Here is a 13,287-nt window from a genome sequence, read left to right on the forward strand (position 1 = left end):
CAAACTCAGATAAAATAGGTCATTTTTAAAAAAATACGTCAATAAATACTTAATAAAATTGAAAACGTATTTAACAAATTCATATATTTGGGAACCGGGAACAAGCAATTGACTCCTGCTTCTCCTTTTTCAATCACTCAAATTCAACATGCTTATGGAAACCATTCAACATCCAATTCTTTCATTTAGATTTCGAAAAATTTTATGTGCTTACTTATTCATTCTGATCTTATCAGGTATGAATAATAAAATGTTTGCCCAAAATTATTTAATCGGCGGTACTATCTACAATCCTTGCGGTAATCAAGAAACGGTTAATGCAAATTTTAATGATCCATCCGGTGGATTATCGAATACCCTCTATAAAGACTATGTTTTAGTAACAGTTAGCGGAACCGGAAATTCATTATCCACATTAATCAATGATGCTTTTTATTATGATTTGCCTGGAAATCCAACCCATGATGCAAATTATTATCAGCTCGTTACAACCATAGACCCTTCCGTTTCAGGCAATACAAATGATAATGCCTACCGTAAAATTGTATTTGATATTATAAGCAATTCTGAAGTTAGTCCACCCTATGTTCCTGCATTCCAAAGCAATAATGTTTACTCTTTTATCATTAATATGAATCTTTTGATTCCTGCTCCAAATGGTCCATCTAAACTTAGAGTTGGAGTGGATGACGGAATATACGGTGATAATAGTGGTTCGTATTCAGTAAAATTAACTCAATTGTGTTGTCGCGATGCGGATGCTGATGGCATTTGTTTAGAAAATGACAATTGCCGAAATAACTATAACCCCAGTCAGGCTGATAGCGATTGCGATGGTGTAGGCGATGCTTGTGATCAATGTCCTGGTGGGGATGATCGCGTTGACGCTAACGGGGACGGAAAACCGGATTGCAAATATCCACCAGGCGAAGCCAATGTCATTGCAGCATGGAAATGCGGAGGAGGTACAAAAGTCATCGTTTGTACTAAAACACCTAGTGGTGGAAGACAAACTGTTTGCACCTATTATTCTGCTGTGCAAAACCACATTAATAAAGGTGGGTTCTTAGGTCCATGTAATGGTTCAACTTGCGGTAATGGACTATCCGCTGCAGATACAGGGTTCGGCGCCAATCCGCATAGTGAATCAATTAATCAGGAATTTTTGGAAGAGTTAGACAATGATTTTGCGGTTTACCCTAATCCTGTGCAGGATGAACTGACTATTGAATTTATCTATCCTGTATATTCAGGGAAATTGCAAATTTTAAACAGTCAAAATCAAGTAATCCATAAACAAAGTATCCTTCAAATCAGTGACAAAATAAATATTCGATTGGGTGATTTAGAGCGTACCGTTCATTCAGGTATTTATTTTGTTTTATTTGAATCCAATAATCAGCGTATCGTTCGGAAATTTAGTGTTCTAAAATAATCTACACAGGTAAAACCTTATTTAATATGAAAAAACTGGATCTGTTAAATTACAGATTCAGTTTTTTTTTATGGTCAGTTAATTTGTTTATTTTAGACTGAAAGGGTTAATTTAAATTCAATTTAGAGCCAAAAGAAGAGCATTAAATATTGGAACCTTTTGGTTATTTCATCAATTTGAATTTTACCGGTAAGGTAATTTGAACCGGTACCGCTTTCCCATCCTGATAACCGGGGATGTATTTTGGAAGTTGATTGATAAATTGGAGAACTTCTTCGTCACAACCTCCGCCAATGCCCCGCTCGATGCGGATTCCAGTCAGGCTTCCGTCCGTCCGGACCACATATTTAGCATACACGACGCCTTGAATGCGTTGTTTTTTAGCATCCACAGGATATTTAATGTGATTATAAAGAAGGTCGATTAATCGTTTTTTGCTGCATTCTTCCGGATCCAGATCGGTTTCGCAGCCAGCAAAAACAGGCATTTTCTCTACCCGTTTGTATAAAGTAGTCTTTACCAAATGAAAATCTTCCTTAGCATTGGAGTTTATGTATCGAATGGTATCAAAATGGTCACCAATGATCTCAGGTCTGCTGACAGATGCCAGCGACTGACCGATTAGCTTACCAATGATCACAAATAGATATACCAGTACTAATATGAATTTGTTACAATTCACAGCTTGATTTAGAAGTTTTGAAAAATGGGGATTACTCCCTGATCATGGGTAGCACAAATCTAAAACAAACTTGAGGATTTGAAACGCATTGATAAAGAATATTTTTAATGTTTCTTTATAAACTCGTAGTTGGTGAATTCTACAAAGTCAGCACAGGCCAAAGTGAAGGATTTTACCTTATTTTTCCTCAAAATAAATGGGAATACTTTGATTCCAAGGGTTGGATTGGTATAGGTACATAAAAAACGATCCGAACCCATATATTCTAGTAATGCGGATTGGTTGGGATGGTGTTCCATGGTCATCCGTAAATTTTTTCCTTCAGTCTTTAAAACCACTTCACCATATACTTTATTTTGATAAACCCCTGCGTATTTACTTATTGGAATGGGTGTCTCGCCAGCTTTACTGATGGAATCTCGGACCGCTTGATGCCACTCTCGATCTTTTTGAAGTGCTTTTAGGTTATTTTTAAGATATACCCCACTGTAATTTCGATATGGTTTATCTAAATATGCGTCCGTGATCTCCCATTTTAGAGCTTGGTAAAATGCATTGGCATCGGAATTGGTAAAAACGATGATCCCCAGTCGCTCTTCCGGAATTAGGCTCACTGATGTTACAAATCCATCTGCTCCACCAGTGTGTGAAACCACTTTCCTTCCACAATATTCCACCAGATCCCAGCCAATTCCATACATAGAAAAATGACCTGTATTGAATGGTGGTTTAAAGTTCCCTCGTATGGATACCGGTGTCATCGTTTGATTGATAGCTGCTTCGGGTAAAATCTGTTGTCCATTCCATTGCCCTTTATCTAAAATCATTTTGACCCATTTAGCCCAATCGGAAACCGAACTGCAGATACTCGCTGCAGGTGCCAGGTTATCAATTTGAGGGACGGCCAATTTTACCACTTTATCTAAATATAAGGTATAAGGTGAACAATGATTGGCGGTCTGTTCAAAATCACGTGAAAGTGATTTTGTTTCGAACATTCCCATAGGTTTAAAAAATGTTTCCTGGATATAATCTTCCCAATTTAAACCACTTGCTTTTTTAATAATTTCACCTGCAACCACATAGCCAGCATTGCAATAGCCCCATTTATCTCTAAAATTATAAACCGGTTGAATCAATCCCATTCTGCGAATGACATCCTCCCGACTTGTGTTGGTAGCCCAATGACAAAAATCTCCCTGAAAGGTCTCAAATCCAATTCGATGCGAAACCACATCTTTGATCGTCACCATCGCAGTGGCATTTGGATCAAACAATTTAAAAGATGGGAGCCATTTTTGAACCTTATCGTTCAACGATAACTTTTTCTCTTGTTCGAGTTTTGCTAAACACAAACCGGTAACAGCCTTTGAATTAGAGGCTATCATGAATAAACTGTGTTCGTCTACCGGAAGATTCAACTCTACATCCCGCAAACCATAGCCCTTTGCCAAGACAATTTGACCTTCTTTGATGATTGCTACTGCACATCCTGGAAGTTGCCAATCTTTTAAAGCTCGTTGGATATACACTTCTAAACTATCCTTAACAAAAGAAGGTGTGGTGGATTGAGCGCTTATAGTTAGCGACCAAAACAAAAAGAGGTAATTGAGTATTTTCATAAATAAGAATGAACTACGATTATGAGATTCAAAGATCCGGATTATCCCCTTACTTTTATGATAATTTTAAATGATCCTGGTTAATAAATATATTTTACGCATCCTTACCGGTGAATTTGCATCTGCAATTACCTTATGGCCTTTTATTTTTTTACGCGAACAACGGTACGCCAAAGATCCCATATTAATAAATCATGAGAAAATTCATTTGAAACAACAATTGGAAACCCTGATTGTGTTTTTTTATCTAATTTATGGCTATGAATATTTACGCAATCGTTTTCGGGGAATGGATTCCCGCAGAGCTTATTTTTTAATTCGCTTTGAACAAGAAGCTTATCAATTTGAAAAGGATCTTTTGTATTTATCAAAAAGGAAAATGTTTGCCTGGCTAAATATTTAAATGGATAAATTTTAATTTGCAGCCGTCATCATTTTACAACTTCTAAATATTCCATTTCTATTTTTGACCTCCAATTGATAAACATAGTTTTCAAGCGGCAATCTTAATGCATTTAAATTCAATTTAATTTCTTGATGGCCTATTGCCAATTGATCTTTTCTTATAGAATATAACTTTTGTCCTTCCAGATTATAAAGTTCCAACTGGACGTCTGATTGATATTCCAATATAAATGGGATTACAGTTTCAGCTATATATGGGTTTGGATAATTCTGTTTCAAACTGAATTGTCCGTAATTCTCTGGTTCCAAATTGGCTAAACCAGTCATACCATTTCCTTGAATTGTAACCTCTAAATAGGCATCATATCCGCCATCCTTAAGGTTTGGTGTTAAACTTGCGAGTTGATATGCATAGCCATCTGCAAAAATCATATCGGAATTTAAACTCATTGGGTCGGCTCCCTTAGTATATAAACTGGAATTATCCGTATAAATTTTATTTTTAATATCCAATGGAAATGTTAATTGAGAAATTGCAGCATAAACTGAACTTACATAAACCTGAAAATGGATATGACAAATTCGACCATTGTACCAACCAGGAAAAATCGTTTCAAATTGAACCTCCCCATTTGCATCGGCAAACTGGTATCCGCGCAGATAGGTCTGTCCTGCTTGACCTTGATTATTTTGTTGACTATAACCACTATACAACCCATCTTTATCACAATGCCAGATATTTACCCGAACATTATTCATCGGCAAACAATTTTCCGATCCAATGACTCTCAATTTTAAATGCAATGGAACTCCGGTTTTATTTTCAATCAGGTTCTTTCTAAAAAATTTAGAGTTTTCTGTTAAATCCAATGGAAATGGTCCTGCCGTTTCAGTAGGTATCAATACACAATTTGGAGGTAAAAATCCTTCTCGTTCAGATTGTTTTGCTTTGAAAACATTAAGAGGTATTATTGAACCCATTCCTGCAATACCTATGCTTTTTAGGAAATTACTTCTTTTCATAATTTTTATCAATTTGATAAGTTAATACGAAATGGTATACCCAATGGTTGCCAATTGAACTTTAAATAAATCATAAATTAATTAAAATGCCGACTGTCTTACTTGGCTTCCAATCAATACAATCCGTAGATAAGTTTTTTTAATCGCACATAAATAGTGCTCCTTGAACAGTCCACGCCTATAAACTATCTATGAATTGTAAAACTGACAAAGTGAAATATACTTTAGTCAATGTTTCAATTATAATTTTCCAGTTTCAAGGCGGTAGCCTATTCCATGAATTGCTACGATGCCAATGGAAGGATCGGCTGCTATTTTTTTGCGCAATCTTGAAACAAACACATCGATGCTTCGTCCAACCAAAACCCCTTCATCTGCCCAAACCTGACTTAAAATAAAATCCCTTTCAAGCAATTGATTGGGGCTGATTGCAAACAATCGCAATAACTTAGTTTCACGAAAGGTGAGGGATTGTCTGATCCCTCCGCAAATCAATTGCTGGCCATTTACATCCAATTGAGAATTGCCCAAACTCAGGCATTCGGTTTCCAAGTTTTGGTTGGTAATACCGGATAATTTTCTTTTATAGAATAACCAAAAACCAACAATGCTTGCTAAAATCAGTAATAGAAAACCACTTTTAGCTAACCACAAGCGGGATTCTCCGGCAGTTTTTAAAAAACTAATTTCAATATAATGGCAAGTGGTTGACAGTTCTCTTCCCGAACAAGGCACGTTTTTATTTTGGAGAAAATCAAATTGATGGTATCCCAAGTCAATTCCTCCATCTTCACATCGTTTGATTGCCACTTGATATGCCCGTTGAATGTCATATAAATCAAGTGCATTTTGCAAAAGCATCGGAAGCAATTCGTATCGAAATGTTTGTTCAAGTCGAATACGCCAGACTAATGGCCCTGCTTGCTCCACTGCAGGGATTCTACTGCTACTATCTCCTGCTATTCGCAACAATCCGTCTGCAGTCCGACGCAATGCCAGGTTTATTTTTTCAGGATCCAAATCTTCATTTTTTTCTGAAGCAGCAAAGGCAGGAAACCCTATAAACAAGAGCATTCCAAAAAAATAAAAGATTTGAATCGTTTTACTGAGTTGACAAGAAAACATCCCGAAAATTAGCATGATTTTTTTAACATCCGGAAAATACTAAGACTGCATAGATAACATTTCCAGAAACCGCAAATCGAAATGACTGTCTTCCTGAATTTGGCAGGACCATTTTCCAGGTTTTTCCAAGGTCGTTGGATTTGAAAATTCCATTGTCCATACTGCAAAAGAGGGATTCCCCAACTTGCTCCACGTCGTTTATGGACGGAGCTTGCATTTTACCCTCTTCCGGAGTAATTGCAAATCGAATGGGCGTCAGATTTTCATCTATTCTACGCCAGGTTTTTCCTTTATCTTCAGAAACTATCAGTCTGTTGCCGTATAAAGCCGGATTTGCCATAACTTCTTTAAATGTGCCTGTCCAACTGCTTATTGCAAAAAAACGCCCGGCAGCAAATTTTGTTTGCCGAATGGAGCGGCCTTCTTCCAGGGTAAATTCCCAATGTTCTCCAGAATCTGTTGAGCGGATCAATCCTTTATTCGTTGCTCCTATCAGAACGCCATCCCCTAAAGTTATTTTAAATACACCGATCTCAGAGCAAACCTTTCTCCAGTTAACTCCTTTGTCATTTGATTTAAAAATACCCTTTTCAGAACTTAACAACATGCTCCCATCCGGCGAATTCATAATGCTTCTGACACCATTCACATTCATCTTAGAAAATACGGGCACCCAAATGCCTGCTCCTACGATCTCCTGGTAAAAACCATCTTCAAAATTGTGTGCAAAGAGTCCTCCATTGCATTTGTAAACATTTGAAACGGGGCGATCAAAAAAAGACTCCGGGGCCCAATTTGGAATGGAATTATTGGTATTGCATCGGTATAAACCTTTATCAAAACTTAAAATTAATTTGCCTTCTTCTGTATAAACACCCTGTGCATTGAATTTTGGAGGAAGGCCTGCGCTGATATCCTGCCAGGTCCGCCCACCATCTTTGGATTGGTATATAATTTTAGAAGCAACTGGACTCTTACATTCCTGCTGTTGTACCTTAACAAGGAAGGATTGAAAAAAGAAAAAAAACGCGATCATAAGGATTTGCATGGCTAAAAATTTAAATTAAACAATGAGCCAAAAGTACAGGCAACCTAAAAGTACGTCTGATTTTCGCTGTAAAACCATGTAACATAAATGTAAAAGCTTGTTTTTTATTCAAAGAAGCTCTAAAAACAACTCATTTATGGCTTAAAATTGGAATTTCAAATTTCTAAGCCACTTCATGATTTCAAGCCATGGGCCAAATGGATCCCATTTTTTTGTGTTTAGGAACTTCCATGCTTTTAACTGATTTTATTACAAAACCCGTTTATCAAACAAATTATTACTTTTTATCAGCATAATTAAACATCCAGCGTATGCCGTATTTATCCAGACAGCATCCCCAAAGAGCTCCCCAAAACTGGTCTTGCAATGGTGCTATTTCAGTAGCCCCTTCAGACAATGCATTGAAGAGGTAAACTTTTCATCTTTTGAATCAGGTTCCAGGTTGATCGTTGTGTTATTTCCAATGATGGTATGATGCCCCATACGTTCGTTGGTATCCGTTGCCATAATTTCTATTCCAGCAAGGATGGGTAGTGCAACGTGCATGATTTTATTTTTATCTTCATCACTTAGTGCAGGCATGCCTTCCTGAGCCGGCATATCTCCCATTCGCATAAATGGTGCGGACCAGTCTGTTTTAAAAATGGAATAAAAATAAATTTACTTAACTATCCATTTCTCCCATCAACCATTCCTCTGCAGCTCTGTAATTCAACCAGGATTTTTCATCTGCATCGTATCCGGATGATTCAATTAATTTTCCGGGATTTAATTCTCCAAGAGGAAACGGATAATCACTACCAAGGGCTACTTTATCAATTCCAAATAAACTGATTAATTTATCCAGCATGTCAATATCATGTACCAAAGAGTCTACCCAAAATTTTCCCAGATACTGATCCGGATGGTTTGGATTGTCTACGGCCACCAGATCCGGTCTTACTTCAAAGCCATGTTTGATGCGTCCATAAGATCCCGGAAAGGCACCGCCACCGTGCGCAAAGGCAACGCGGAGTTTGGGGAATTTTTCAAAAACACCCCCAAATATCATGCTGCATATAGCTAAAGAAGTTTCAGCCGGCATTCCAACCAGCCAGGGCAACCAATATTTGGGCATTTTTTCTTTACCCATCATATCCCATGGGTGAACAAATAAACAAACATCCAAATCTTCTGCCGCTTCATAAAATTCATAGAGCTCTTTTGCGTCCAGGTTCCAATCATTGATGTGTGATCCGATTTCAAAACCGGCAATTCCAAGCGTTGATGAAGCCCGTTCCATTTCGCGAATTGCTAACTGGGGATCCTGCATCGGCAAGGTACCGAGTCCGATAAATCGATCCGGAAATTCTCTTACTACACCAGCAAGGTGATCATTTAAAAAACGGGAAACATCCCAGGCATCTTTAGCCTGTGCCCAATAAGAAAACAGTACCGGAATCGTACTTAACACCTGCAATTGGATTTGGTGTTGATCGCATTCAGCAATTCGTGTTTTAGGATCCCAGCAATTGCTTTGAATTTCACGAAAAAATTTATCGTCAATCAACATTCTAGCAGAACAATTGGTATGATGATCCAGGTTTACAAAACCACCATAACCAAATTTTTCAGCCCACTTTGGTAAATGTTCTGGAATAATGTGTGTATGTATATCTATTTTTTTCATCAGTACGTCAGGAATGATTAAAATAATACCCAAGTGTTTTCTTCATCTCTGCTGGCAAAGGGGGTAATTCTGAACGTGGAATTAATAAAGTTGATATGTTGTGAAAATCAATAAATATCTGATGTTTGATGACGGTTTCCATTAAATAAGAATGCCCCGAAGAACCTCCCGTTCCTGTTTTACGTCCTAACATTCGCATCACCATTTGAGAATGCCGGTAGCGCCAACTGGTTAACAATTCATCCATTTCGGTAATTACATTCAATAAACGATACGGCAATTGCAATAATGGTTCGGTACCATAGAGTTGAATTAACAATGCAGCCATGGTTGCCTTAAAACTCAAACGCATTTTTCCTTCTGCAATTTGTTGTTCATGAAAAGCTGCATTAAAAATATTTGCAAAATACGTATCCGTATCTCCATTCATTTTCAATCGCATGGTCTTTTCCTGATCGCTCAGGTAATCACTGGTTTCAATTGCTTGCCGCTCCCGATTGAGCATATTGGAAACCGCCTGCATGTATTTGGATTTAAAATCAAATCCCTGAATATCAATAAATGGCGTACGTTCTAACCAGGATTCCAACAAAACAAATAAGCTCGGACTTGCTTCTAAACGCAAAATTTCTTCTTGCTGTTCCTGACTAAATTCGTGATAATAAGGATAGGCTGTATAACTGGTTCGTTTTTCTTTTTTTAAACCCAACATCACTTCCAATTTGCGAAACTGAAAACTTTGAAAACCGGATGCTGGAAATAAATACGATCTGAAATCTAAAAAATCCAAGGGCGTCATTGTTTCAATAACCCGCACTTGTTGGATCATCAACTTTACAATTTCATTGACACGCTCCAATCGCGAAACTGCAATGTCAATATTTTTCTCGTCTACATTATTTGTTTGAAATAGTTTCATTACAGATTCCATTTCATGCAATACTTGTTTAAACCACAATTCATAAACCTGATGAACAATTATGAATAAGGTTTCCTCGTGTGCTTCTTTTCCCAATTCTTTGCTTCTGGGTGATTGTGCATCCAGTATTTTTTCCAATTGGAGGTAGGATGTATAATGAATCGAACTGTATTTTTTTTGATCACTCATAGGGGTTTGTATGCGGTAACTTTAATTTCAATTAATAAATGTGGATGGGGCAATTGGTGAACAGCTACAGTTGTTCGTGTGGGCCCTGTAAAATCAAAATAGCTATTGTACACTTCATTGTACCCTCCAAAATCATTCATATTCACCAGGAAGGTGGTGACATCAACAATGTCTGACAAATCGGCTCCAACCGATTGAAGGATATCCCGAATATTTTCTATAACGGCCCGGGTTTGTAATTTAATATCGAGTGAAGTCGTGCCAAAAGAATCTACTTCAACTCCTTCAAAACTATTGTCCTTGCGCCTCGAGCTGGTTCCGGAAACAAATAAAAAATCGCCTGCCCGGCGTATATGGGGAAATTTGCCTCTTGGCGTTGCTTTTCCTTCAACCAATTTTGCCTTCGGTTCTTCTGACATAGCCCAAAGATAGAAAGCTTCTACAGAAATAAGTCTTTACTCGGTCCCTTTCAACATAGGTACGAAACGAAAATCACCGTGTTTTTCCTTGATCAGTTTATTTTCATCCTGTTTAATCAAACGGATCATTTTTTGATTAGCGCCTTGATTAAGTGGAACCACTAAAATTCCACCAATTTTCAGTTGATTTATAAGGGCTTGTGGAATTTCAGGGGCTGCTGCTGTGATCAGGATTTTATCAAATGGGGCAAATCGTTCCAGTCCAATAAATCCATCCCCATAGAAAGTGCGAATGCCGCCATAGCCAATTTTCTTTAGCCGTGCTGCTGTTTTATCATGAAGCTGCTTGTGTCGTTCAATGGAATACACTTTGGCGCCTAATTCATATAAGACGCATGCCTGGTACCCGGAACCCAATCCAATTTCAAGAATTTTATCTTTGGGTTGAACATCCAGCAATTCTGTTTGAACTGCTACCGTATAAGGTTGCGAGATGGTTTGTTCGCAATCAATCGGGAAGGCATTGTCCTTATAGGCCCATTCTTCAAAAGCTTTGTCCAAAAACAGGTGTCTTGGCACTGCCATCACGGCATCCAGGACTTTTTGGCTGCGAATGCCTTTTTGCTTTAATTCAGCCACTAATTGTGCTCGCAATCCCTTATGCCTGTAACTATCCAAATCTTTGATTTTGCAACAAATATATATAATATTAATTTAATATGTTTTTTGAATTAAACTCCAGCAGAAATTCCCAATCTTTGTACTCCCATTTTAAAGATTTATGGTTTATTCAATAAAATTTGGAACGGACGGCTGGAGGGCAATCATTGCTAAAGATTACACCGTCGAAAATGTTCGCCGCATTGCTGCTGGTACTTTGACCTGGATGCTTAAGAAAGCCTATAAACGGGTGGTCATCGGTTTTGATTGTCGTTTTGGCGGACCCATGTTTCAGGAAGAAATTGTTAACGTTCTCGCACAGGGAGGAATTGAGTGTTTGATCAATAAGAATTTTGTAAGCACTCCGATGATTTCTTTGGCTGTGGTGAATCACCAAGCAGACCTGGGAATTGTAATTACAGCAAGTCACAATCCGCCAGGCTACAATGGATACAAATTAAAATCTTCTTATGGCGGACCAACAATTCCCGCAGATATTGCTGAACTGGAAGCCATGATCCCCGATCGGGTTGAGATGAACTCTTTATCGAGCATCGAAGGCAATGTCAAATTTAAAGAGCCGATACTTATTGATGCGGAAACAGAATATCTGGATCACATTTACAAGTCATTTGATATTGCTCAAATTCGCAGTAAAAATAAAATTGCGTACGATGCCATGTTTGGCGCTGGTCAAAACGTGATGAAAAAATTATTTCCCGAAATGAAAGCTTTTCATTGCGAGCACAATCCGGGATTTCAGAACAGAGCGCCAGAGCCGATCTTAAAAAATTTATTGGAAATCCAAAAATTTCTTCAAAGCAATCCTGGTCAATATATTGGGATCGCAAATGACGGAGATGCTGACCGACTGGCCATGTTGGATGAACATGGCAACATGATCGATTCTCATCACATTCTTTTGTTATTAATGCATTATCTGGCTGGCTTTAAAAAAATGCAAGGTGCTGCAGTAGTTAGTTGTTCAGTGACCAATAAGTTACAACGATTGGCAGCCCATTACAATATGAAATGCATTATTACTAAAATCGGATTCAAATACATTTCAGAATACATGATCACCGAAGATGTATTAGTTGCCGGAGAAGAATCCGGTGGATTGGCAATTAAAGGACACATCCCGGAACGAGATGGTATTTTTATTGCTTTGACCATTTTACAGTTTATGGCAGAAACCGGTAAAAGCATTACCCAATTAATTGAAGAAGTGTATTCGATCGTTAGGCCTTTTGCATACGATCGGCTTGATTTACATTTAACCGATCTGCAAATTGCAGAAATCAAGGAGGAATTAAAAAAAGAAAAAACGAACTGGGGTCCTTTACAAGTTAGACGCTTCGAGAATTTAGATGGTGCTAAATATTATTTTGAAGACGATGCATGGATGATGATTCGGACTTCAGGAACAGAACCTGTTTTACGTATTTATGCACAAGGGAAAGATATGGAAGAAGTTCAACGGATTCTCAGTGTTACGCGCGCTGAATTGAATGTCTGATCATTGCCAAATGTGGAATATTATCTTCCAGATATTCTGATCCAATTTTATCAAATCCAAACGCTTCATAAAATGCAACGAGATAGGCTTGTGCAGAAATTTTAATATTATATCCAGGAAACAGCGCTTCGCATGCTTTGATACTTTCAGTCATCACTAATTTTCCAAGTCCGCTGCCTCTAAAATTTACATGCGTAGCTACGCGTCCGATAGAAGCATAATTTGTATATGAAATACCTGGCGGAACCAGTCGGGTAACTGCTATTAAGGTTTCCCCTTCCCAGATCATTACATGGTAGCTCACTAGATCTTTGTCATCCAATTCAGGATAAGGACAATTTTGTTCGACAATAAACACATTGATCCGCAATTGAATCAAGCGATATAATTCCAATCGTTCTAACTCATTAAAATGTTTAATTTGAATGTTCATGCACACGTTATAGGCTGCAATATAAAAAAAATGTCCCTCCTTTGCAGGAGAGACACCAAGGGTTTTGTTTACTCTTATATTCGAATCCCTTACAAAATAAAAAGCCTTAATTATAAAACGAGTTTCATAGGGCAATAAA

General features: G+C 37.8%; 14 protein-coding genes. 3 read left to right on the forward strand and 11 right to left on the reverse strand.

The window, feature by feature from the left end:
• Window positions 1-154: 154 nt before the first annotated feature.
• A complete protein-coding gene (locus IPJ80_02720; protein ID MBK7912395.1) occupies window positions 155-1,435 on the forward strand; it encodes a T9SS type A sorting domain-containing protein in 1,281 nt (426 codons plus the stop codon).
• Between the two features lie 163 nt (window positions 1,436-1,598).
• On the opposite strand, the gene IPJ80_02725 is transcribed toward IPJ80_02720, so the two are convergent.
• Entirely contained in the window at window positions 1,599-2,117 is a 519-nt protein-coding gene (locus tag IPJ80_02725; protein ID MBK7912396.1) for an energy transducer TonB, read from the reverse strand.
• Window positions 2,118-2,221: 104 nt separating this feature from the next.
• Window positions 2,222-3,739, reverse strand: a complete 1,518-nt coding sequence (locus IPJ80_02730; protein ID MBK7912397.1) for a serine hydrolase — start codon at window positions 3,737-3,739, stop codon at window positions 2,222-2,224.
• A gap of 70 nt (window positions 3,740-3,809) precedes the next feature.
• Here IPJ80_02730 and IPJ80_02735 point away from each other — a divergent pair, with 70 nt between their 5' ends.
• Window positions 3,810-4,142, forward strand: a complete 333-nt coding sequence (locus tag IPJ80_02735; protein ID MBK7912398.1) for a hypothetical protein — start codon at window positions 3,810-3,812, stop codon at window positions 4,140-4,142.
• An 11-nt stretch (window positions 4,143-4,153) separates the two neighbouring features.
• Here IPJ80_02735 and IPJ80_02740 read toward each other — a convergent pair whose 3' ends face one another.
• From IPJ80_02740 to IPJ80_02775, 8 genes are all read right to left on the reverse strand, one after another.
• Window positions 4,154-5,167, reverse strand: coding sequence for a hypothetical protein (locus IPJ80_02740; protein MBK7912399.1), 1,014 nt, complete (start codon window positions 5,165-5,167; stop codon window positions 4,154-4,156).
• A 240-nt stretch (window positions 5,168-5,407) separates the two neighbouring features.
• Window positions 5,408-6,307: a winged helix-turn-helix transcriptional regulator gene (locus tag IPJ80_02745; GenBank protein MBK7912400.1), complete on the reverse strand. Its 900-nt coding sequence runs from the start codon at window positions 6,305-6,307 to the stop codon at window positions 5,408-5,410.
• 7 nt (window positions 6,308-6,314) lie between these two features.
• A complete protein-coding gene (locus tag IPJ80_02750) occupies window positions 6,315-7,340 on the reverse strand; it encodes an exo-alpha-sialidase (protein ID MBK7912401.1) in 1,026 nt (341 codons plus the stop codon).
• Window positions 7,341-7,712: 372 nt separating this feature from the next.
• Window positions 7,713-7,955: a hypothetical protein gene (locus IPJ80_02755; protein MBK7912402.1), complete on the reverse strand. Its 243-nt coding sequence runs from the start codon at window positions 7,953-7,955 to the stop codon at window positions 7,713-7,715.
• 49 nt (window positions 7,956-8,004) lie between these two features.
• Window positions 8,005-9,009 carry an amidohydrolase gene (locus IPJ80_02760; GenBank protein ID MBK7912403.1) on the reverse strand — a complete coding sequence of 335 codons (1,005 nt, stop codon included), beginning with the start codon at window positions 9,007-9,009 and terminating at the stop codon, window positions 8,005-8,007.
• Window positions 9,010-9,016: 7 nt separating this feature from the next.
• The gene (locus IPJ80_02765; protein ID MBK7912404.1) at window positions 9,017-10,117 is read right to left on the reverse strand and encodes a hypothetical protein; all 1,101 of its coding nucleotides are present in this window, start codon (window positions 10,115-10,117) and stop codon (window positions 9,017-9,019) included.
• Window positions 10,114-10,536, reverse strand: a complete 423-nt coding sequence (locus IPJ80_02770) for a RidA family protein (GenBank protein ID MBK7912405.1) — start codon at window positions 10,534-10,536, stop codon at window positions 10,114-10,116. Before IPJ80_02770 ends, IPJ80_02765 begins: the two co-directional genes overlap by 4 nt.
• A 36-nt stretch (window positions 10,537-10,572) precedes the next feature.
• Window positions 10,573-11,223 (reverse strand): protein-L-isoaspartate(D-aspartate) O-methyltransferase, encoded by a 651-nt coding sequence (locus tag IPJ80_02775; GenBank protein MBK7912406.1) that lies wholly within the window; start codon window positions 11,221-11,223, stop codon window positions 10,573-10,575.
• Window positions 11,224-11,317: 94 nt separating this feature from the next.
• On the opposite strand from IPJ80_02775, the gene IPJ80_02780 reads away from it, so the two are divergent.
• A complete protein-coding gene (locus IPJ80_02780; protein MBK7912407.1) occupies window positions 11,318-12,715 on the forward strand; it encodes a phosphoglucomutase/phosphomannomutase family protein in 1,398 nt (465 codons plus the stop codon).
• Here the strand turns inward: IPJ80_02780 and IPJ80_02785 are convergent.
• Complete coding sequence (locus tag IPJ80_02785) at window positions 12,690-13,148, reverse strand: GNAT family N-acetyltransferase (protein ID MBK7912408.1); 459 nt, start codon at window positions 13,146-13,148, stop codon at window positions 12,690-12,692. The two genes, IPJ80_02780 and IPJ80_02785, sit on opposite strands and share 26 nt — an antisense overlap.
• Between the last annotated feature and the right edge of the window lie 139 nt (window positions 13,149-13,287).

The sequence above is a fragment of the Saprospiraceae bacterium genome (assembly GCA_016714025.1).
Classification (GTDB): Bacteria; Bacteroidota; Bacteroidia; order Chitinophagales; family Saprospiraceae; genus Vicinibacter.

Bases quoted from the DNA above. Each gene is read 5' to 3' on its own strand.
- IPJ80_02720 (MBK7912395.1), top strand. From the start codon at position 155: ATGGAAACCATTCAACATCCAATTCTTTCATTTAGATTTCGAAAAATT.
- IPJ80_02780 (MBK7912407.1), top strand. From the start codon at position 11,318: ATGGTTTATTCAATAAAATTTGGAACGGACGGCTGGAGGGCAATCATT.
- IPJ80_02765 (MBK7912404.1), bottom strand. From the start codon at position 10,117: ATGAGTGATCAAAAAAAATACAGTTCGATTCATTATACATCCTACCTC.
- IPJ80_02745 (MBK7912400.1), bottom strand. From the start codon at position 6,307: ATGCTAATTTTCGGGATGTTTTCTTGTCAACTCAGTAAAACGATTCAA.
- IPJ80_02730 (MBK7912397.1), bottom strand. From the start codon at position 3,739: ATGAAAATACTCAATTACCTCTTTTTGTTTTGGTCGCTAACTATAAGC.
- IPJ80_02755 (MBK7912402.1), bottom strand. From the start codon at position 7,955: ATGCGAATGGGAGATATGCCGGCTCAGGAAGGCATGCCTGCACTAAGT.
- IPJ80_02770 (MBK7912405.1), bottom strand. From the start codon at position 10,536: ATGTCAGAAGAACCGAAGGCAAAATTGGTTGAAGGAAAAGCAACGCCA.
- IPJ80_02750 (MBK7912401.1), bottom strand. From the start codon at position 7,340: ATGCAAATCCTTATGATCGCGTTTTTTTTCTTTTTTCAATCCTTCCTT.
- IPJ80_02740 (MBK7912399.1), bottom strand. From the start codon at position 5,167: ATGAAAAGAAGTAATTTCCTAAAAAGCATAGGTATTGCAGGAATGGGT.
- IPJ80_02760 (MBK7912403.1), bottom strand. From the start codon at position 9,009: ATGAAAAAAATAGATATACATACACACATTATTCCAGAACATTTACCA.
- IPJ80_02735 (MBK7912398.1), top strand. From the start codon at position 3,810: ATGATCCTGGTTAATAAATATATTTTACGCATCCTTACCGGTGAATTT.
- IPJ80_02785 (MBK7912408.1), bottom strand. From the start codon at position 13,148: ATGAACATTCAAATTAAACATTTTAATGAGTTAGAACGATTGGAATTA.